This is a genomic window from Peribacillus sp. FSL H8-0477 (assembly GCF_038002765.1).
Classification (GTDB): Bacteria; Bacillota; Bacilli; order Bacillales; family DSM-1321; genus Peribacillus.
On the sequence record NZ_JBBODE010000002.1, the window covers coordinates 756,159 to 777,938 of the forward strand.

18 protein-coding genes, 1 pseudogene and 1 riboswitch are annotated in these 21,780 nt (G+C 39.3%); of the genes and pseudogenes, 8 read left to right on the forward strand and 11 right to left on the reverse strand.

Annotated elements, in window-relative coordinates; translation table 11 throughout:
• Positions 1-534 precede the first annotated feature (534 nt).
• From MHI18_RS15460 to MHI18_RS15480, 5 genes are all read left to right on the forward strand, one after another.
• Positions 535-2,286, forward strand: coding sequence for an ABC transporter ATP-binding protein (locus tag MHI18_RS15460; RefSeq protein WP_340848598.1), 1,752 nt, complete (start codon positions 535-537; stop codon positions 2,284-2,286).
• Positions 2,283-4,301: an ABC transporter ATP-binding protein gene (locus MHI18_RS15465; protein ID WP_340848599.1), complete on the forward strand. Its 2,019-nt coding sequence runs from the start codon at positions 2,283-2,285 to the stop codon at positions 4,299-4,301. The genes MHI18_RS15460 and MHI18_RS15465 overlap by 4 nt, the downstream gene beginning before the upstream one ends.
• 216 nt (positions 4,302-4,517) lie before the next feature.
• Positions 4,518-5,093, forward strand: a complete 576-nt coding sequence (locus MHI18_RS15470; RefSeq protein ID WP_340848600.1) for a TetR/AcrR family transcriptional regulator — start codon at positions 4,518-4,520, stop codon at positions 5,091-5,093.
• A gap of 160 nt (positions 5,094-5,253) precedes the next feature.
• Complete coding sequence (locus tag MHI18_RS15475; RefSeq protein ID WP_340848601.1) at positions 5,254-6,375, forward strand: ABC transporter permease; 1,122 nt, start codon at positions 5,254-5,256, stop codon at positions 6,373-6,375.
• Positions 6,375-7,076 (forward strand): ABC transporter ATP-binding protein, encoded by a 702-nt coding sequence (locus MHI18_RS15480; protein WP_340848602.1) that lies wholly within the window; start codon positions 6,375-6,377, stop codon positions 7,074-7,076. Before MHI18_RS15475 ends, MHI18_RS15480 begins: the two co-directional genes overlap by 1 nt.
• Positions 7,077-7,134: 58 nt before the next feature.
• Here MHI18_RS15480 and metC read toward each other — a convergent pair whose 3' ends face one another.
• The 3 genes and pseudogenes from metC to MHI18_RS15495 all read right to left on the reverse strand — a co-directional run bounded on the left by metC (position 7,135) and on the right by MHI18_RS15495 (position 9,847).
• Positions 7,135-8,316, reverse strand: a complete 1,182-nt coding sequence (gene metC / locus MHI18_RS15485) for a cystathionine beta-lyase (RefSeq protein ID WP_340848603.1) — start codon at positions 8,314-8,316, stop codon at positions 7,135-7,137.
• Positions 8,317-8,456: 140 nt separating this feature from the next.
• A pseudogene (locus MHI18_RS15490) lies at positions 8,457-9,290 on the reverse strand (IS3 family transposase); the annotation flags it as partial.
• The gene (locus MHI18_RS15495; RefSeq protein ID WP_340845507.1) at positions 9,284-9,847 is read right to left on the reverse strand and encodes a helix-turn-helix domain-containing protein; all 564 of its coding nucleotides are present in this window, start codon (positions 9,845-9,847) and stop codon (positions 9,284-9,286) included. The gene MHI18_RS15495 and the pseudogene MHI18_RS15490, both read right to left, overlap by 7 nt.
• 83 nt (positions 9,848-9,930) lie before the next feature.
• A riboswitch (SAM riboswitch) is annotated at positions 9,931-10,042 on the reverse strand.
• A gap of 938 nt (positions 10,043-10,980) precedes the next feature.
• Between MHI18_RS15495 and fumC the strand changes: the two genes are divergently transcribed.
• Both fumC and MHI18_RS15505 read left to right on the forward strand, forming a co-directional pair.
• Positions 10,981-12,363, forward strand: coding sequence for a class II fumarate hydratase (gene fumC / locus MHI18_RS15500; RefSeq protein ID WP_340848606.1), 1,383 nt, complete (start codon positions 10,981-10,983; stop codon positions 12,361-12,363).
• A 52-nt stretch (positions 12,364-12,415) separates the two neighbouring features.
• Positions 12,416-12,658, forward strand: coding sequence for a hypothetical protein (locus MHI18_RS15505; protein ID WP_340848608.1), 243 nt, complete (start codon positions 12,416-12,418; stop codon positions 12,656-12,658).
• 61 nt (positions 12,659-12,719) lie between these two features.
• Here MHI18_RS15505 and MHI18_RS15510 read toward each other — a convergent pair whose 3' ends face one another.
• Positions 12,720-13,832 carry an ABC transporter ATP-binding protein gene (locus MHI18_RS15510; protein ID WP_340848609.1) on the reverse strand — a complete coding sequence of 371 codons (1,113 nt, stop codon included), beginning with the start codon at positions 13,830-13,832 and terminating at the stop codon, positions 12,720-12,722.
• A 117-nt stretch (positions 13,833-13,949) separates the two neighbouring features.
• Positions 13,950-14,822, reverse strand: a complete 873-nt coding sequence (locus MHI18_RS15515) for a PucR family transcriptional regulator (protein ID WP_340848610.1) — start codon at positions 14,820-14,822, stop codon at positions 13,950-13,952.
• A 198-nt stretch (positions 14,823-15,020) separates the two neighbouring features.
• Here MHI18_RS15515 and MHI18_RS15520 point away from each other — a divergent pair, with 198 nt between their 5' ends.
• A complete protein-coding gene (locus tag MHI18_RS15520) occupies positions 15,021-16,157 on the forward strand; it encodes a M20 metallopeptidase family protein (RefSeq protein ID WP_340850299.1) in 1,137 nt (378 codons plus the stop codon).
• An 89-nt stretch (positions 16,158-16,246) separates the two neighbouring features.
• Here MHI18_RS15520 and MHI18_RS15525 read toward each other — a convergent pair whose 3' ends face one another.
• The 6 genes from MHI18_RS15525 to MHI18_RS15550 are packed head-to-tail and all read right to left on the reverse strand — an operon-like array spanning position 16,247 to position 21,757.
• Positions 16,247-16,432 (reverse strand): hypothetical protein, encoded by a 186-nt coding sequence (locus tag MHI18_RS15525; RefSeq protein ID WP_040372233.1) that lies wholly within the window; start codon positions 16,430-16,432, stop codon positions 16,247-16,249.
• Positions 16,433-16,490: 58 nt separating this feature from the next.
• Positions 16,491-16,703 (reverse strand): YheE family protein, encoded by a 213-nt coding sequence (locus tag MHI18_RS15530; RefSeq protein ID WP_340848612.1) that lies wholly within the window; start codon positions 16,701-16,703, stop codon positions 16,491-16,493.
• 46 nt (positions 16,704-16,749) lie between these two features.
• Positions 16,750-17,946 (reverse strand): YheC/YheD family endospore coat-associated protein, encoded by a 1,197-nt coding sequence (locus MHI18_RS15535; RefSeq protein WP_340848613.1) that lies wholly within the window; start codon positions 17,944-17,946, stop codon positions 16,750-16,752.
• Positions 17,943-19,310: a YheC/YheD family endospore coat-associated protein gene (locus MHI18_RS15540; protein WP_340848615.1), complete on the reverse strand. Its 1,368-nt coding sequence runs from the start codon at positions 19,308-19,310 to the stop codon at positions 17,943-17,945. Before MHI18_RS15540 ends, MHI18_RS15535 begins: the two co-directional genes overlap by 4 nt.
• Positions 19,307-20,386, reverse strand: a complete 1,080-nt coding sequence (locus MHI18_RS15545) for a YheC/YheD family endospore coat-associated protein (RefSeq protein WP_340848617.1) — start codon at positions 20,384-20,386, stop codon at positions 19,307-19,309. Before MHI18_RS15545 ends, MHI18_RS15540 begins: the two co-directional genes overlap by 4 nt.
• A gap of 15 nt (positions 20,387-20,401) precedes the next feature.
• Positions 20,402-21,757 (reverse strand): YheC/YheD family endospore coat-associated protein, encoded by a 1,356-nt coding sequence (locus MHI18_RS15550; RefSeq protein WP_340848619.1) that lies wholly within the window; start codon positions 21,755-21,757, stop codon positions 20,402-20,404.
• Positions 21,758-21,780 lie beyond the last annotated feature (23 nt).

A 21,780-nucleotide genomic window follows, 5' to 3' on the forward strand; every position in this document is an offset into this window, starting at 1 on the left:
TATCACTGCCTTTTTAGCATACAGTCTGGCCAAAATAAAGGATACATATGCTTCGAAGGATAGGTAAGCTAAACTATTTGAAAAATATAAAAATTTGTAATTGACAAAATTCTTTAGTCGGATTACTATTATAAAAGGAAACTTTAACCATTAAAAAGAAGGGAGGCGAAGATTATGACTTACATGAAGAGGAGTAATCCAAATGTCATTTATCTTCATAATATAGCCTGCCTGAATCCTGCTTTATATCTGTCTTAGACAGAATTTAGTTATGTTCACATAAGCGCAGGCTGCATTCCGCGGTGTGTGCTTTTTATTTGTTTGCATTTTTGTGCATTCCAAAAAAAGCTTTCGTGTGCTGCGAAGGCTTTTTTTGTCTTTTTGAGAGGGAGTACGATGCTAAAAGCATCTGTTCTATAGATAAACCATACACAGGAGGAATAAGAGATGATTAAAAGGACAAAGATTATGCTGTTGAACACAGGAGATCCAGAAAGCGGCTAGTACATCATTTAGACTAAAGGAGGAAAATACATGTTTTCGATATTCATAAAGCTGTCCTGGTTTTTCAAGGAACAATGGAAGCGGTACAGTATTGCCATACTATTTTTATGCTTAGTGAACGTGATGGAGATTATACCGCCAAAGCTTGTCGGTATGGCCATAGATGATATTAACCAAGGTACGCTGACTACGAATGGGATTGGGCGATATATTCTCTATTTAGCGTTAGTCGGGACGGCTAGTTATCTTTTTAGTTATATATGGAGTTACCTGTTATTTGGTGGAGCCTTTTTAGTTGAGCGCAAGCTAAGAAGTGGATTTATGGGCCATTTATTAAAAATGACACCTACGTTTTATGAACGAAATCGAACTGGTGACTTAATGGCAAGGGCGACAAATGATTTAAAGGCTATTTCAATCACTGCCGGTTTTGGAATTTTGACGTTAGCGGATTCTGTTCTATTTACAGCAACGATTTTGCTTGTGATGGGAACAACCATTAGTTGGACACTAACTTTGGCCGCTGTGCTGCCGTTACCTATTATGGCTGTAATGATTCAGGTTTTTGGTAATAAAATTCACCAACGATTTACCGATGCACAAAATGCGTTCGGTGACCTAAATGATAAAGTGCTAGAATCTGTTGCAGGTGTCCGCGTCATTCGGGCTTATGTTCAAGAACGTGAAGATGAGCAACGTTTTGATGATATGACTGAGGATGTATATAAAAAAAATCTTGAAGTGGCCAAAATTGATTCGTTATTCGATCCGACTATTTCCATTTTGGTTGGAATTAGTTATTTAATTGGACTGGGTTATGGCGCCTATATGGTCTTTCAGCAATCGATTACCTTAGGGAGCTTGGTTTCCTTTAATGTTTATCTCGGCATGCTGATCTGGCCGATGATAGCAATGGGTGAACTGATTAATGTGCTGCAAAGAGGAAATGCATCCTTAGACCGTGTTCAAACCACTATGTCTGCCCATCAAGATGTGAAAAATGAAGATAACACTGAAACGGTGAATCGGCCAGAGGAAATTATTTTTGACTCGGTTGAATTTACCTATCCATCTTCTAAAGTAACTAATTTAGATAATATTTCAGTCGCCGTTAACCGAGGACATACGCTTGGTATCGTCGGTAAAACTGGCAGCGGGAAGACTACATTTGTGAAGCAGCTATTACGTGAATATCCGTTAGGAAAGGGTATATTGTCTATCGGAGATATCCCCCTTGAGAAACATTTAATAGAAGATGTCCGAAACTGGATTGGCTACGTCCCTCAAGATCATTTTTTATTTTCAAAATCAGTAAAGGATAACATCTTATTTGGAAAAATGGATGCCACAGAGGCGGAACTGGCTGAGGCAATTCGTTTAGCCGATTTTGAAAAGGATTTAGAGATGCTTCCAGAGCGTCTGGAAACAATGGTCGGAGAAAAGGGTGTGGCGTTATCCGGCGGCCAGAAGCAGCGGATATCAATCGCACGTGCACTCATTAAAGACCCGGATATACTGATTCTTGATGATTCGCTTTCAGCGGTTGATGCCAAGACAGAAACGAACATTATAACCAATATCCAAAAGGAACGAGCAGGAAAAACGACCATTATTACAACACATCGACTTTCAAGCGTACAGCACGCTGAGTGGATTATTGTCCTCGATCAAGGGAAAATCATTGAAGAAGGAACGCATGAAGATCTGCTCAAGCTGCAGGGCTGGTATTGGGAACAATATGAACGACAGCAAGTGGAAGATGGAGCGGAGGTAAGTGCATGAAAGTAGTTAAAAAACTCTATCAATATGCCTGTTTGTATAAAAAAATTATCATTGCCGCGCTTATTATGTTATCCATATCGGTTGCCGCCGATTTAGGTGGACCGTTTGTAGCGAAAAAGGTGATTGATTCTCACGTTTTAGGAATTGAATCACCCTGGTATGAAACAGTGAAAAGCAAAGATGCCGTCTCCTATCAGGATACCTGGTATAAGCGAGGCAGTTACTTTGCAGATAATGAAGAAAAAGGCCAGGAAGTAAGGATTCTTCAAACAGGTACAAAGTTTGTCTTTGTTGAGGAGTTGGTTCCGTTTGAAGGAAAAAGAACGCTTGCAGATTCAACTCTTAGGGTGACCAAGAACAACGAAACAACAGCGTATGAGGCACAAGTTCTTTCTAAACGAGAATTAATGGCCTTTTATCAGCCGGAAATTTCACGGATAGCGCTGCTTTTAGCTTTTTATCTAGGGTTGGTTATTCTATCCTCTATTTTTCAGTACGGACAAAGCTATTACTTGCAAAAAGCAGCAAATCGAATTATTCAACGGATGAGGAATGATATTTTTACACATATCTCCCGATTGCCGATTCGCTATTTTGATAACTTACCAGCTGGAAAAGTGGTTGCACGAATTACGAACGATACAGAGGCAATCCGTGAATTATATGTTACGGTCCTCGCCAATTTCTTTTCAGGGACTATCAATATCATTGGTGTTTTTATTGCTCTATACATTTTAGAACCAGTGATTGCACTGATTGCTTTATTGGTTATTCCCATATTAGTAGTGTGGACATATTTCTACCGGAAATTTGCTTCAAAGTATAATCAAATTATTCGAGCAAGAATTAGTGATATCAATGGAATGATTAATGAATCTATATCTGGAATGAGTATTATTCAGGCTTTTAGTCGTGAAAAAGAAACCGAAAAGTCTTTTGAAAAAATGAATCATGAGCATTTTACGTATCAAAATAAGATGTTGAATTTGAATTCACTGACGGGCCATAATATGGTTAGTGTTTTACGAAATATAGCACTGGTAGCCTTTATTTGGTATTTTGGAGGACAGTCATTAACTGCCTCTTCAGCTGTTTCTCTCGGTATGCTCTATGCAATTGTTAACCTTATCAATCGGCTGCTTCAACCCGTCCAAGGGATTGTTAATCAGTTTGCCAATCTAGAACAGGCCCTCGTGGCGGGTGAACGTGCTTTCAGTCTCTTAGATGAGCAAGGGATAAGGGTAAGTGATGGGAAAATTAACCGATATAAGGGTGACGTTGAATTTAAGGACGTTTCCTTTGCCTATAAGGAAGATGAGTATGTCTTGAAAAATATTTCTTTTACAGCAAAGCAAGGTGAAACGGTGGCATTGGTAGGTCATACTGGATCAGGAAAGAGCTCGATTATGAATCTGCTGTTTCGTTTTTATGACCCTAGTAAAGGAACGATTACCATTGATGGCCGTGACATCACAGACATACCTCATCAAACTCTTCGGGAGCATATGGGAATCGTTCTTCAGGATCCCTATTTATTTACAGGTACGATCGCGTCGAATATCAATCTAGGAAATGAGAACATTTCCAAAGAAACCATTGAAAAGGCATTACGAGAGGTAGGGGGCGACACAGTACTAAATCATTTACCACTTGGTCTAGAGGAACCAGTTGTTGAAAAAGGAAGCACGCTCTCCTCTGGACAGCGTCAGCTCATATCCTTTGCAAGAGCTTTAGCTTTTGATCCAGCGATATTGATTCTAGATGAAGCAACAGCGAGTATTGATACAGAAACAGAAGCCATTATCCAGCAAGGAATGGATGTATTGAAACAAGGACGTACGACCTTTATCATTGCCCACCGACTTTCAACCATTAAAAATGCAGATCAAATTCTCGTTCTTGATAAAGGCAGAATTGTTGAAAAGGGAAGCCATGATGAATTAATCGCGTTGAAAGGGAAATATTATCAGATGTATGAATTGCAGAAAGGTAAGAATAAAGGCCTGGCTGGATAACAAATACCCCCTCTTTCCTAAGAGGGGGTATTTGTTATGGGATGGTGAAAATAATAAAAAGGTGAAACATACCCAACTTGTACTGTACAATACAAAGATAATATACTTCGAATTAGACCGTTTTTTATGTCTCATTAAAGTAAATATTCGGCATCTTAGGGAAAGTCGATTAAGCTAGCATACAGATTAGTTGAAAGTAATGGAAGAGGTGGTTAGATGACAAGAGAAAGGAAGTTCTCGACTCCAGAGATATTTAAAGCTACAAATTCCCTTTTACTACGTTACGGTTATGAAGGCTTTACATTTAGTCTCTTAGCAGAGTCATTAGACGTATCGAGGGCAGCCATTTATAAATATTATCCCAATAAAGAAGAACTTATTATTGACTATATGGTCTATGAAATGACAAAGATGCTGATTGATCTTCAAAAGATTGACCAGTCCGCAACCTTCACAGCTCAATTAAATGAGCTTATTACACTTATTTTTACGTACAAGGATATTCATCAAATACTAGGGATGGTTCATCAATTCAAAGAAAGCAGTTCAGCTGTGATTATGGAGAAAAAGAAACAGCTGGAAAAACTTCATTTGGACATGTATCAATACCTAGAAGGTCTTATGGTGCAAGGGAAAAAAGAAAAGGTTCTGCGGGACACTCTTTCAAATGATGTGATACTAGGCTGTATTTTTCAAAGCATCGCCATCCCCAATCACAGGGGGATACCTGAAAATGAATGGATTTCATCAATAAAAGACGTGGTCTGCTATGGAATCTTTGAAATTAAATGAGTGACACTTGTGTAACTTAGATGTATAATAAAGTTACACGAGTGTTATTTAAGTTTGAACTATTTTTTTTGCCTAAAGATACACTTGTGTAACTTTGGCTTGTCATCATAGAGTTTAGCTGTGTTGCTAAGTACTAAATACGAAATGAGGGTGTCTTTTTATGTTTTTAGCTTTGAAGGAGTTAAAGCACGGAAAACTTCGGTTTGCAATGATTGGTTTTATCATTGTATTAGTGGCTTGGCTTGTATTTATTCTTTCCGGTTTAGGAAACGGTCTATCAACACTGAGTGCAGCGACCATTAAGAATATGGATGCTGATTATGTCGTTTTCGAAGAAGGGTCTAGTTCTTCATTCAGTAAGTCCATGCTATCAGAGTCAATCAGTTCGGATTTAAAAGATCAAGCGAATGTTGAAGAGGTAGCTCCATTTGGTTCTGCTATGGGAGCCATCTTAAAAGAAGGCAGCGATGAAGGGCAAGATAAAACAGATGTTGCCATTCTGGGAATCTCTCCGGGATCTTTCCTAGAGCCGAAACTTATCGAAGGAAAACCTTTAGATGAAGAAAACCAGTTGGGTGTTCTGGCTAATGATACCTTAAAAGAGGATGGATATACGATTGGTGATACGCTCACTTTAGATGGGTCTACCGAGACATTCCAAATAATCGGATTTGTAGAAAACGAAACGTATAATCATTTACCCGTATTATTTACGACCTTGGATCACTGGCGTTTATATAGCTTTGCTGCCCCAGGTGCCAATAATGGAATAGAAGATGTAGTGAATGCTTTTGTTCTGCAAGGACCAGATATTGAAGCTGCGGAATTAGACAAAAACCTTGGTGGTATTGAAACAGCGACAAAAGGTCAAGCAGTTAATGGGATGCCTGGATATCAAGAAGAGACAGGAACAATCTATATGATGCTTGCCTTCTTAATTGTCATTTCAGCCTTTATCATTGCCGTATTCTTCTATGTCTTAACGATACAAAAAACAAATCAATTTGGTGTAATGAAAGCAATTGGAGCAAGCAATGGCTTTATTGCAAAAGCCATCGTAGCGCAAGTGTTTATCTTATCGTTAGTTAGTGTGTTAATCGGTATTGCATTAACGTATGCAACAGCCGCCATCATGCCAGAAGGAATGCCGTTTGATTTAGACGTAACCCTTGTGATTATTTTTGGGGCAGCATTACTCGTCATTAGTGTTCTGAGCTCACTATTTTCAGTCCGTAAAATTACAAAAATCGATCCGCTGACCGCACTTGGGAGGGTAGAATAATGACTGGACTACTATTGAAAAACGTATCAAAAGTATATAAAGAAGGTAATGACGAAGTAAAAGCAATGGATAACGTCTCGTTAACCATTGAACAAGGGGAATTTGTTGCTATCATTGGACCCTCTGGATCTGGTAAAAGCACCTTATTATCCATTGCGGGTGCACTTTTACACGCATCTGCAGGAGAAGTGATCATCAATGGAACAGATATTGCCAGCTTGTCAGAAAAACAACTAGCAAACGTTCGTTTAAAAGAAATTGGTTTTATCTTACAAACATCAAACCTAATTCCGTACTTAACGATTCTTGATCAGCTGCTCGTCGTAAAAAGAATGTCAGGCTCTGTCAGTACTGCAGACAAAGCATTTGCTAAAGAATTATTAACGGAATTAGGATTAGGTGCTAAATTAAACAATTTCCCGAATGAATTATCCGGCGGGGAACGTCAGCGTGCCGCAATTGCGCGTGCCTTCATGAATAACTCTAGTATCATTCTAGCTGATGAACCAACGGCGAGCCTTGATTCAAATCGTGCACATGAAGTCGTACAGCTGATTTCAAAAGAAGTCAAAGCAAGAAATAAAGCCGCAATCATGGTTACACATGATGAACGGATGCTAGGTTATTGTGATCGTATTTACCGTATGGAAGATGGTCTATTGACACTAGTCGAAAACCACCAACCCAGCGTAACTAAATAATGATAAGAACAAAACGAACACTATCCACTGGATAGTGTTCGTTTTTGTATCAACTGTTCTATAATGCACCAGCACTAAGTTGTACTTTACATGCTTCAAGTGCTTCCGAAAAATCTTTAATTAAATCATCTGCACTTTCAAGCCCAACGGATAGACGGAGCAGAGAATCGGTTATTCCACGCTTTTCCCTCTCATCTTTTGGAATAGCAGCGTGAGACATTTTTGCGGGATAGGACAGAATCGATTCTACTGCACCTAAGCTAACAGCAAATACAGGGAGCTTTACAGATTCCACAAAGGACCCGAGCAATTCTTCATCCACAAGTTCGAAAGAAAGGACAGCGCCGGCTCCTGAAGCTTGAACTTGCTGCAATCGATAATCTGGATGATTAACGAGACCTGGATAATGGACGGTTTTAACAAGATGGTGTGCTTCTAACCATTCCGCAAGTCGTTGAGCAGATTTTTGAGAATGTTGAATCCTGACATGTAAAGTTTTAATCCCCCGCATAACCAACCATGCATCTTGAACACCTAGGATTGCACCAAAAGAGTTTTGCAAAAATCCAAGCTGCTCCGCAAGTTTTGCATCTTTGACGACAGCGAGACCGGCAACTGCATCACTGTGGCCGGATAAGAACTTTGTGGCACTATGGAGGACGATATCTGCTCCCAGGGTTAACGGTTTTTGAAGGGCAGGCGTTAAGAATGTATTATCCACGTAGGTTAACGCTCCAACTTGCTTCGCAAGTGTGCTGAGGGCTTTTATATCGGTCACTTTAAGCAGTGGATTAGATGGTGTTTCAATATATATTGCTTTTGTATTAGATTGTATCGCTGCTTCCACCGCGGAGATATTCGTCATGTCTACAAAGGTATGTTCGATATTAAAACGGGTTAAGACGCTCGTTACCATTCGATACGTTCCCCCATAAACATCCTCAGAAACAATAACGTGGTCACCGGCAGACAGCAGAAGAAAAGCTGTGGAAATGGCAGCCATGCCAGAGGCGAAGGCAAATCCATTTGTTCCTTCTTCAAGGTCAGCGATAATATCTTCTAATGCTTCACGGGTAGGATTCCCACTGCGACTATAGTCGTACTTGCCAAACTGATCAATCGCAAACTGATGAAAGGTAGAAGAAAGATGAATCGGTACATTAACAGCTCCTGTTTCAGGATCAATTTTATGCTGATTGTGAAGTAATTGTGTTTCAAAACTAAAAGATTGTTTTGTCATGGTCGAACCTCCTTTTTATATTGGGGGGAATTCTGTTTAGGCCGCTGTACGACGCCCAGATAAAAAGTATGATCGACTCAAAAAGAGGCAAACAAAAAAAGTCCTCTAATGATGTGACCCCTAAAAGTTAGAGTTTTATATTACGCAGCCAATTGGTTGGTTTGAAGACGGTATTGTACCGGACTCATTCCAGCCAATTTCTGTTTAATGCGTTGGTTATTATAATAATAAATGTAGGACTCGATAGTCCGTTTCAGTTCCTCGTACGTGCGAAGTGGTTCACCATAATACATTTCTTGCTTTAATAATCCGAAGAAGTTCTCCATAGGCGAGTTATCTAAGCAGTTTCCCTTTCGGGACATGCTTTGGAACACGTTATGTTTTTTCAATGTATGGACCCATTTTCTATGCTGATAATGCCAGCCTTGATCTGAATGGATGGTCGTTCGGTATCTTGCCTCTTTTACTACTCGAAGAGTTTCCTTCAAAGGCTCTAGTACAAAGTCCAGTGTCGGATGCATACTCATCCCATATGAAAGAATTTCACCATTATACATATCCAAAATCGGACTGAGGTAGAGTTTACCTCCATCCGCACACTTGAATTCTGTGATGTCGGTGGTGAGTTTTTGATAGGGAATAGGGGTCTTAAACCGGCGATGGATTCTGTTCTTCGCTACCGTGCCAATTGTTCCTTTGTACGAACTAAATCGACGTGATTTACGGGTGAACTTATCCCCTTTCAATCCAAGCTTTCTCATGATGCGTAGTACTTTCTTATGATTCACTAGGAGTCCCTGGTTCTTTAACGCTAAACGAATCCTGCGATACCCATAGTTGCCATTATGCTCTTCAAAAATAGCTTGAATGATTTCTTCTACTTCTTGATGAGGGTTTTCTTGCTTCATTTTTTTCACATGGTAATGATAAGAAGATTCGGGAATACCTATGAACTGAAGTACATCCTTCAGTCGGAATTCTTCTTTGAGTTCGTATGATAGCGCTGCTTGTGCTTTTCGAGATAACCGTCCGGATCCATCTGAAAAGCGCGCAACTTTTTTAGGTACTCGTTCTCCAAACGCAGAAGTTCATTTTCCCTTTTGAGTTTCTGTTCAACGGTCATCTCTTTTACAGGCTGTTTTCTTCTTTGATTGTTCTTCGCTTTGTCTGACATGGCTGGCCGTCCTTTCGGTTTAAGTAGGCCTTCCACACCACTCTCAAGGAGTTTTCCTTTCCACGAAGCAATCAAAGGTGGATTGGTCAACCCGAAGTGAAGAGCCGTTTCAGTGTAAGAAGCGCCTGTCCTTTTCATAAAGCTTAGTACATCAAGCTTGAATTGAACAGAGTAAAATTCATTGGTTTTCTTTCTAGAAAGTCCAACTGCGCCTTGGTTCTTGTATATATTTACCCAATTTCTTAATTGCGTAGGTGATTTTATCTCGTATTTACGAACAAGTAGTTTGAAGCCAAGTGGACCATTCAGATACTCTCTCACAATCATCAACTTAAACTCATCGCTATATTTAGCCATACTAAAACACCCCAAAAGTTAGATTATGACTCTAACTTTTGGGGTGCACTTCATAAGAAGAAGACTTTTATTGTTAAGTCATCTTCTTATCTGCCAAGCCATACAAGCTTGCTGGAGTTAGCACCTTTTCAATGGGTTGCATTGATGGTTGCTGAGGTGTCATAGGGCCATTCCCTCGACCTCTCTGGATAAGAAATTCAGAGTATTCTATTTTTTTGAATCTTACTATATTACAGGGTTCATGTCAACGGCTTGATTAGTATATCTGTGTTCATGATTATGTCACTTACTTGTCAATAAATAGTAAAGAATATGTACTCAGCTTACTCAGTCTATATGGTATTTTGGTAGTAATAGGGTCTAAGGATGGAGGAAATAAGATGGAAGAATTAAGTGTAACATTGGCAATTGCAAGTGTTATGACACTCGGCTATTTTTTTTGCTACACCATTTTTCACAAAGCTTCATAAACAGGTAAAAAGGCAGCAGAGGCTGTCTTTCAGTTTGTTTGTAGACAAAAGGAGATTGGAATTAAAAATTCCGATTTCCTATAGAAATACTTTGGCGTCTACCTCTGAATACATATCCTTCACCAAGTCATAAATGAAAGTGAAGTCAATGGCCGCCTTCATTTTGCGAATCAAATGGTTAGGTGGCACTAGCCTAAGTTGTAATCCTTCTATTTTTAAACAAAGTGACTCGAGGATATCTAAAAGGTAAAACAAAGTTGATTGGAACGGAAGGTAGGAGACTCCTGCGGGAAAAGCGTGTCTAGGTGAGACCCCGCAGGCGAAAGCCGAGGAGGCTCACCGACCGCCCGCGGAAAGCGAGTGCTTAGAGTGGAAATCAATGTTCATGTTATACAAACCATAAAAAATAGACAAACTCGGTTTTCACCCGAGTTTGTCTACAGTCTGAAAGGCAGCTGAGGCTGTCTTTTTTTCTTTCTCGCCTATTTTTAGCAGTTATATCCAAAGTTACCCACCGTATTCCTTGCTTTTAAAAGTTTAAAGTTTGTACAATACTAATGAAGGCGTTTTATATTAATGGGGATTAATTAAAAACAAAGGGAAGATGACTATCTTTAAACAAAAGAGAGCTTAAGTAAAAGCTTGTAATCAGGAGGAGAAACGATGAAATATAGAATCGAGAAAGATACAATGGGGGAAGTTCAAGTACCGTTCGATAAATATTGGGGTGCACAAACAGAAAGAAGCCGGAATAACTTTAAAATTGGTAATGAGAAAATGCCGCTTGAACTAATTCGAGCCTTTGCCTATGTGAAGCAGGCTGCAGCAAAAGTGAATTATGAGTTAGGTGATTTATCAGAATCAAAAATGAAAGCGATTGTACAAATCTGTGGTGAAATTATGGAAGGAACGCTTGATGAACATTTTCCACTAGTGGTCTGGCAGACAGGCAGCGGAACACAGAGTAATATGAATGTTAATGAAGTGATTGCAAATAAAGGGAACGAATGGTTGAAGGAAAAAGGTAGTGACGAGACCCTTCATCCAAATGATGATGTTAATAAAGCACAAAGCTCGAATGATACATTCCCAACTGCGATGCATATTGCCGCTTATATGGAAGTTGCAGATCAATTAATTCCGGCTATTAAAGAGCTTCGGTTGACCTTTGCAGCCAAAGAAGAGGAATTCTGGGATATTGTCAAGATTGGACGTACTCATCTTCAGGATGCTACTCCATTAACATTGGGTCAAGAAATTTCAGGATGGAAAGCGATGCTTGATAAAGATCTGAGAATGGTTGAAGAAAGCAGCCGTTACCTATTAGATTTGGCACTGGGTGGAACAGCAGTGGGTACGGGAATTAATACGAAGGCTGAGTTTCCAGCATTGGCAGCAAAACAAATAGCTGCCGATACAGGTCATTCATTTGAAACAGCAGATAATAAATTCCATGCATTAACAAGCCATGATGAACTAGTCTATGCACACGGTGCATTAAAAGCACTTGCAGCGGATTTAATGAAGATTGCAAACGATGTTAGATGGCTGGCAAGCGGACCAAGAAGCGGAATTGGCGAAATTACTATTCCTGCCAATGAGCCTGGAAGTTCCATTATGCCTGGGAAGGTAAATCCAACTCAAAGTGAAGCGTTAACGATGATTGCTGTTCAAGTTTTTGGGAATGATACAGCTGTATCGGTAGCTGCAAGCCAAGGTAATTTTGAATTGAATGTTTTTAAACCAGTTATTATCTATAATTTCCTGCAATCTGTGAAGCTATTAAGTGAAGGCATTATTTCCTTCAACGAACATGCAGCTAAAGGAATTGAAGCAAATGAAGAAAAAATAAAGGAAAATCTTGATCAATCCTTAATGCTGGTGACTGCGTTAAACCCATATATCGGTTATGAAAAAGCAGCTGAAATTGCAAAACTAGCCTTCAAAGATGCCTCAACCTTGAAAGCTGCAGCCTTGAAGTTAAATTATCTTACTGAAGAGCAATTTGATCAATGGGTCGACCCGCAGACAATGGTCAATAAATAATAAGCAAAGCCCTTCTGATTTAAGGGGGTCAAGCTTCTAAGGAGCAATTGCAATGGCACTTTGTCCGTTATGTAATGGATTAAGAAAAATTAATGTTCTTTGTTCAGAATGCAACACTGAAATGGATGATAAAGGTAAGAGTATGGATTATGATGATGAATACAGTGCTTATATGGATACGGATACCTTAAAACAAAATGATGGGTTTATGCGTAGTCTTGCTGACGGTCAGTGTCCTCATCTAATGAAATGCCCAAGTTGTGGACATGATGAAATTATACTTGTGAAGGAATAACCCAGCATTATAAGATGAATAAAGGCTATCGAGTGGATCTCGATAGCCTTTTCTTTGTAAATTATTGTTCTTTCATAGTACGAATTCGTACTTCGGTTTCTTTATCGAAGAAATGAGCTTTGTTCATATCTAAGGCTAGTTTAACTTTCTCACCCGCTTGATAAATGGTACGTGCATCTACACGAGCAACAAAGTCTTGCCCAGCGATGGTTGAGTAAAGCATAAATTCAGCACCCATCAATTCTGCTACATCAATATGAGCAGTAACTGTCGTTTCTGGAGATGATTCAATAAATAAAGGCTCGTCATGGAAGTCTTCTGGACGGATACCTAGAATTATTTCTTTACCGATATATCCTTGCTCACGAAGCATCTTCATTTTACCTTCAGGTATAGCGATGGTTTGTTCACCTGTTTTAATGATGCCATCAGAAAGAGTTCCATGCAGGAAGTTCATTGCTGGTGAACCGATAAATCCACCTACAAATACATTATCAGGTTTTTCATAGACGTCTTTAGGTGCCCCGACCTGTTGAACAATGCCGTCTTTCATAACTACAAGACGAGTTGCCATTGTCATGGCTTCTGTCTGATCATGCGTTACATAGATTGTTGTTGTATTTAAACGTTTGTGCAATTTTGCAATTTCTGCACGCATTTGAACCCGAAGTTTTGCATCTAAATTGGAAAGTGGTTCATCCATTAAGAATACTTTCGCATCACGAACGATAGCACGACCAAGCGCAACACGCTGACGCTGTCCGCCCGATAAAGCTTTTGGCTTCCGATCTAAGTATGCTTCTAGACCTAGAATCTTTGCAGCATCGTTAACGCGGACTTCAATTTCTTTTTTTGGCATCTTTCTTAATTTTAAACCGAACGCCATATTATCATAGACTGACATATGTGGATATAGTGCATAGTTTTGGAATACCATGGCGATATCACGATCTTTAGGAGGAACATCATTAACGCGTTTTCCATCGATAAAGAAATCACCTTGTGAGATTTCCTCAAGACCAGCTATCATACGTAAAGTAGTTGATTTACCGCAGCCGGATGGACCAACAAATACGATAAATTCCTTATCTTCAATTTTTAGATTAAAATCATCAACAGCAGTTACTTTATTATCGTAAACTTTAAAAATATGATCTAATTGTAATTCAGCCATTAGTGAGTCCCCCTTAAATATGTATCTTACCATTAGTGTAATGGAAGCGTGTTCAAAACGATATGTACAATCTGCACAAAATTCAGACACCTTTTTTCAGGCAAATCTTCTAAACTCCTATTTTCCCAGTTTCAATAGGAGCAGATAGGCAGGCAGAGCATGATGAAAGGTTCGAATATCCAATCCGGTTTTTTCAATAAATCGATCGATCCGATATTGTAGACTATTGCGGTGGATATATAGTTTTTTGGCGGTCAGACTCGCGTTTGAGCTCGTTTCGATATAGGTTTTTACCGTATGTATAACTTCATCGTTATCTTTCATTTCTCCAAGCAGTTCATCCGTATACCAATCAATCTTATCTGTTAACCTTCCATCGAGAAAAATATAAGGAATGACCATTGGCAAGTCACTGACCGCAGTATCAGGAAAATGACTGACAGCAGCATTAAAACAAGTTTTCTCCATTTGATAGTGATGACGTAATTCGTTATTAACTTCATGAAAATAACCAAGATAAAAATGTAAGTGAACATATAAATCACTTTCCAGTGTCCGAACAATTGGAGTTAACTCAGCTTTATCGGCATTTTCATTATTTAGCCCTTCAATCAATACTCCAGCCTCAGAATTCTCCCAAATAATGATTGCCTCAAGAGGAGAAACCGCAAGGAAGGCTTCTTCGAAATCTGATCGTGAAAACTCAGCTTGAGTAATTCGAAAGTGGATAAATCGAACATGTTTCCAGTTTGTAAGTGGAAGACTCGTGCTGTTTCTAAGTAAAAAATTTCCCCATTCACTTTTGTCATCCAGCGTCTCATCTGAAAAAAGTGCCTCAATCAAGCTGATTTCTTGTGTCGATAGATCCTGACGAAGAATGCCGAGATGCTCACCGTTATACTCAATCCAAAGGTACTTTTCAGGCAGCTGGGTTTGAGCTCTTGATTCAAGACAATCAGGATATTTTTGTTTTAATTTTTCAAGCAGCATAGACAACCCTTCTTCTTTTTATGGTTCCTTTAATTATAGCTCATGTCATTTATCTAGAGAAATATAAGGCTGTTTATATAAGGATACTTTATAATAAAATAATGAAAAGTAAACCGATAACGTAATGTTGGGAGTATGAGTGATTTGATATCAAGAAAAGAAAACATTCTACAACTTATCGATAAATACTTGCCTGAAATGCTTGCTCTAAGGAGACACTTACATATGTATCCTGAATTAAGCAAGCAGGAATTTGAGACAACAAAGAGTATAAATCAAGTGTTAGATCATTATGGTATAAGCAGGATTCCGGTTTCTTCACAAACTGGTTCAGCCGCTGAAGTTAAGGGGAAATCCAATCGAACAATAGCTATTAGAGCAGATATTGATGCCTTGCCGATAGAAGAAGAATCAGATTTGGAATTTCGTTCAAAGATACCAGGTGTCAGTCACATGTGCGGCCATGATGTTCATACAGTCATTTCTCTCGGAGCAGCACTCATCCTCCAAGAATTACAGGAAGATCTTCCAGGAAACGTTCGAATTCTCTTTCAGCCTGCTGAAGAATTCGAGGGTGGTGCAGAATCAATGATTGATGATGGGCTTTTAAACGGCGTGTCTGCTATCATCGGTTTACACAATACACCAGATCAGGAAGTAGGCACAATTGGTATAAAAGAAGGATTCTTAATGGCCGGAATCGATGATTTTATCATTACAATTAAGGGAAAGGGAGGACATGCAGGTATACCAGAACGTACGATTGATCCCATTATCATCGGCAGTGCGGTCGTTACTCAACTACAAACACTTGTCAGCAGAACCATATCACCAAAAGAATCAGCAGTTGTGACGATCGGTACCTTTCAAGCGGGAAGGACGAATAATGTGATTCCTGAGAGAGCTGTACTGACGGGAACAGTCAGAACATCTAGTGACACTGTCCGTTATAAAATTCGTGACGAATTTGTACGGCTTGTTACTAACCAGGTTCACGCACTCGGCGGCGAAGTGGAGATTGACTACCAACTGCTTATCCCGCCCGTAGTGAACGACCCTGCTATAGCAGCCATTTCGCGGATAGCTGCTGTAGACATTGTTGGTACAAAGAATGTACTAGCGGCAGAACCGACAATGGGCGGAGATGATTTTGCTCTCTATCAAAAAGTTGTTCCTGGCTGTTATGCTTGGCTTGGTTCTGGTAACAAAGAAAAGGGCATAGAGCATGGGTGGCATCATCCTAAATTCATGGTAGATGAAGACGCCATTAAAATCGGAATTCAATGGATGGTCCATACGGTCATTCGTTTGTTAGAAGACAAATCACTTACTTAAGTTGATTCAAGGTAAATGGGGTATTACAGACTGTATTTCTGCTGGAATGAAAAAGTGCTAAGACGATTCAATTCGTCTTAGCGCTTTTTCTAATGGTTATCATTCGGCGGCGTTTCGTCATGCAAATCACGGGCTTCCTCTATGTTCTGAGTATCTCCGGCAGTAAAGACAGTTCCACCAGCCATTCCCTCATTAATAATGCGGTCGATGTCTAAGTAAACCATATTTTTTCCGTCGTATTCAGTATCTTTGAGAAAGGTGTATTTTTGTTTCATGAAATCCCTCCTTTTGTATAACTTTGGTAAAAAGGGAGAGTTTCATACAATCATTTACTTATTTATCATAAACATGATAAATCATTAATTCATGAATCATTGAAGAAAGGTTTTCTTTATCTTCTTCAGCAGGCTGGGCCCCATTAAATTCAATGCTGCCGTTGCTGTTGTAAATCGCTTGATACAGGTGCTTTTTAAAGTAAAAGGATATACTCCAACCAGGTAATGAATCATCACTATAAAGCGGTTTCCATTGAAAGTGGGTAAGCAAGCAGATAACCTCCATTATTTTGGTATACCTTCAGTATAATGGAAAGTTATTGAGTTCTGTTGTTATTTTTCTCCAAAACAATCGTAATAAATAAATTTTTGAGCATTTTAAGCCGTGTCCGTTCAATCTCTTCTTCGTCAAACTGCATCGGTTTTGCATTAATTTCATATATAAACAGCTGGCCGGATTCATCTTGACCTAAGTCAATTGAGAACTCTCCGTAAAACCCATTTTCTTTTGATAAGGCTATTCCGCATTGCTGGGTAATTTGATTGAGAAGTAGATCGAGTTCTTGTGATTGCAGATTTTTATAGGGATATAGAATCCCTCCCTTTGGAATATGAGTAGTCACTTCTTGGGTCTGTGACATACGAATGGCTTTTCCGCTAATATGATAATTCCCTTTCCAGTAATGCGTTAGAATGCGAAAGTCATAGCGATGACCATTTATTTTCTTAGGCGTAATGGCACGCTGAGCAATGTAATTTTTCTTTACTAAACGCTTGCCTTCATCGAGCCAAAACTCATTCAGAGTGGGGAAATTCTTTGTCCCGCTTGTCTTCTTCACTGTAATGCTCTGGTTTTTATTCAATGTAACAAGTAAAATTCCTCTGCCGCGATTTCCTTTGCCAGGTTTAAGGTATAAAGAACCGTATTTTTGTAAAAGAAATAATAACTGTGTTTCGCTGGTCAGTCTAAATGTCTCTGGAAGGTAGTTTACTAAGAATCGATCCTTCTTCAAGCAACGATAGAGTGCATACTTATCGATAAATCCTGGATTAAACATAGGAATATCAAGTTCTTCAAAGAGCTGTTTTAATTGTTGATAGGAATCCGATTCTTCAAATTTTCGAAAAGGGATTCGATTATAGACGAGAGAGGGAAGGGGGACAGCCATACGAAGCCATTTTTGCTCACTCTCGGAATACACCAGCCCTCTCCAATTTCCTTCAAGTACATCTTCCGCTGTAAAAATAAAAGAAAAAATGTTATGCCGTGTTAAATAACGATGAAGACTTTGAAACAAGACTGCATTCCCGCTTATGACCTCTTTGTTTTTAGGGCTGCGACAGGACATGATTCCGATAGCAGGAATAAACGAATGAAAAACATCTGCAGTAAAAACGGGTTCATCAGCTGCAGTAAACTTAACGGGGATACTTTTGCTGTTCTTTCCAAAAGAAATGTCCATGCCATCTGTATGGTACCATTCCTTTTCAAGTGAATCGTAAAAAAGTTTCATCCGTTGCTGCTGCCGGAACTCGTAATGGATTTCTCAGCAAGATAGACGGCATAATCGAGCGAGAGTTTTCGTGTTAATAATTCAAATTCTCGTAACTTTGGATGAGAAAAAATGGATCGGCCCGGTTTTGAATTGGCTTCAAACATCCAGACTTTTCCTTTTTTATCGATACCTAAATCAAAGCCTATTTCGGCTATAATTCCATCAAGATGTTCTTCCATGCATTCACTTAAGATGAGAGCAGCACTTGTGAGTTTGTCTTTCACCTCTTTGACGGTTTCTGGATCAACAAATAATTCTTCAATTGTCTTGATGGTTCCTCCGCTTTTGATATGTGTGGTTACACTTCCAGCACCAGCAATTTTAGCGGCCATTGCTGTAACCTGCCAGATTCCATCATGGTCTTTATTCGTATGGACCCGAAAATCAATATGTCTTTTTTCGCTGCGTATTAAAGGAATGCCTTGTTGAACAATCATATTATGGAGACGTTTTTCTTTAAACACATGACTGAAAATCGCTTCAAGTGACTGGAATTTTTTTAATTTATTTTCCTTTTGTTCATTTTTATAACGACAATAATAGACTTGATCATGTTTGTCATATAATACCTGATGGATACCAAGACCAAGAGACCCATGAATCGGTTTAATATAGACTTGGCGATACTTTGATAACAATGTTTCTATCACGGACAGTGATTGAAACGGATAAGTCTCAGGCAAAAAATTGATGGCCCTTGGATCATCCGAAAGCCGCTCATATACATCCCATTTATTAAAAAAACCAGGATTATACCATGGAATTGCGTATTTCTCTTGGAATGTCTGCTTTACCTCTCGCGGTCCACTGCGTCCTTCTGTTTTACGATTGGGGAGACGGTCATAAACGACATTAGGAAAGGGGAGCTCATAGGTTTCCCATGTATGCTGATGATACATATACCCGGTTATGGTCTCATTCTCCCAATCAATATGATTTTCTCCAAACATAAATGGAATGCATCCCGTCGCTTTGTTTAAGGAAAGCAGCTTAGAAAAGAACGACGTACGTTCTCCGAGGGGTTTATTTTGAATCGTTGAAAAGCCGGAAGAAAAAACACCTACAAGTGGACCAATGTGAATGTCTTTTCCATAGATGAATAAATGGATGGGCGTTTCTGTATCCGGGAAGTGCAGGCGCTCAGCCAGGCTTTTAGAAATGACAATGGATTGTGTAATGGATGGATTTCGCTTGATTAAGGCCGGTACAGAAGAATGACCAAAACAGACGGTGTTTATTTCCTGCATATCCGTTAATTCAGAAGGATAATAAAAAATATCTTCTGAAACATCTGAGATTTCAACTGAATAAATCCTCTTCATGATGATTGACCTGCTTTCGAAAGTTCTGATGCTAGGTATTTACAAAATAGACCAGGGGCGGAAAAGATGTTAGTCAGTTGTTCTGGGTGAAGCTTTTCGATAATTTTCCGGCCTGGCTTAGAATTAATATCAAGTATCCAAACCTTCCCGTCCTGATCACGTCCAAGATCAACACCCAATTCAAATAAACGATTAAATTTTGTTTCTAATGCAACAGGCAATGTTTGGTAAATACGTTCAATCATCGGTTCTAGCTGTCTTGCTGCAGCAATGGAAAGTGTATCTAAATAGGAATCATAAGAATAGGCCCGTCCGCCGGTGGCAAGATTTGAGGTAATGCCATCCTTTTTCCCTTTACGTATTCCTCTTCCGCGTTCAATCCAGTTGTTTTCTTCATTCTTTTGCAGCAGAGACCGGATATCAAAAGGCTCCTGCTCTTGTGTGAAGAGAGTAAGAAAAGGCTGACCTAGATAGTGGTATTTCGTTAGTAATCGTTCCAGCCATTTGTTTAATTCTTCCTCAGTAGTAAAGGACCTTTTATAGCGGCCTGCCTGTTTTTGCATGGATACTTCCGTACCCTTCTCCATTTTGGTTAAGACAAAAATGCCGGATCCGCGTGAACCGTATTCTGGTTTCAGGATAATAGAGGAAAACTGTGTCAGCATGGCGGCGGCATCAGCAGGACTTTGTAGTTTTTCAGTAGGTGGAAGAAAGGCCTGTAAGAACGCATCTTCCTTGAGGGTTTGATAAACCTCCCATTTCCCAGGAAGACCGTATCCAATAAAGTTGGTATCTTGTTTAAGCCAGTTTATATTTTTCCTAGTTTCATTGGATTGGCGAGTTAAGCCGTGAAAGGTTCGATCATAGATAAATTCAGGTACTGGGAAGAGTCTTTTTGTCCAATAGTGATCCTTACGATGAAAACATTCACCTTGAATCATTTTTTTTGTACTATCAATCGCTTGCGGTGTAAAACGGTAAACATTGAGATTCAGTTTGATGGCTTCCTTTGCGATTGCTGTAAAATAGAGATGTTCCTTTGATAAGTCATTCGTCATAATTCCAAGAGATTGCATAATACAGCTCCTTTCTTAATTAGGGTTTAAATAAAGTGCATGCATATAGTCAATGATCTTTCTTACTGACGGTCGAAAACGTACGTAGTTACCTATGAACTTTTTGGAGGGTTTTGAGTTTACCTCAATAATCCATGGAAAATAATCTGTATCGAGTGCCAAATCAATCCCAAGCTCTCCGAATAAATCACTTCTGCCATTTGATAGAACTTCAGCTGTTTTCAATGCAAGCTGGGAGAGTGTTTGGTACATTTCATACGCTTTTGCTGGTTCGAATATAGTTAGCAGAAATTCAAGACCGTTTTCCATTTCGCCCCCGCGAGCAAGATTTGAGACAATATGACCGGCGTGACCGGTTCGTGCAATAATGGAAGTGATTTTCCAGTTATGCTGTTGATTTTTAATTAAGAGCACCCTGAAATCTGTCTTTTTATCATCGACCTCAAATAAAGAAATACCTTTTTGAATGATATAGGAACGTCTTCGGCTTTGTTTTTTTAAAATCTGAAATACTTCTGCTTCGGATTGAACAAGAAAAGATGTAAGGTTATTAGAATGTTCAATAACCCACCCTTCCGAGGTTTGAGTCAGTTTGCAAATATTTTTTCCTTGGCTTCCAAAGGATGGTTTTACATAGACAGCAGGGTGTTTAAGTAAGAACGTTATGAAATCCGATTCTATTTTAAGCGGAACGGTCTCTGGCAAGAAAGGCAGCAGAGAATTCTCTATGCTTAGAAGTTCATGAACTTCCCATTTAGAGAGAAAGCCCCCATTAAAAAGCGGGATAGCTAGTTCTTGTAACTTTGAGACGAAGTGGTGAAAGTCTACAGATTTCTCTAACTTTCTTGAATGCAGCCGATTATAAATAACATTTGGCATAGGAAGTAAGGTTCTCTCCCATTGGTTTTCTGTTGGATAATAACCAAGTACTTGCCTATCTTCAAGGCTTTGCAGCTTTAGCAGATAAAAAATAAAGCCTTGTTCACTACAATAGGAAGATAGTTCGCGGTAAAATAGATCGTTATCAAATGTTCCATTTAGAGAGTTTGGTGTATGATTGGTAAGGAGCGCCAAAATAGGACCTATGGTTAATCTATTTTCGTTAGGACAATATTGAACGCGGACAGGGAAGGTAAGTAAAGGAATCAACAGATCTTGCATACTTTCTTCCGCCAGCTTAACTAAACTGTCGCGGCCTGGAAGTTGACGGATCTGTAATGAAAGTTGGTTGATTCCTGCTCTCACGAAGATGCTTTCACCATGTTTGAGTTCCCACTTTTTGAGAAGACTTTTAGAAATATAAATGGATTCTTTATTCTCGGGAACATTTCCTGCCGTTAGTATAAATGCACGATTTTCTAACACCTTCATTCTCATCCCTCATTTGCACTGAG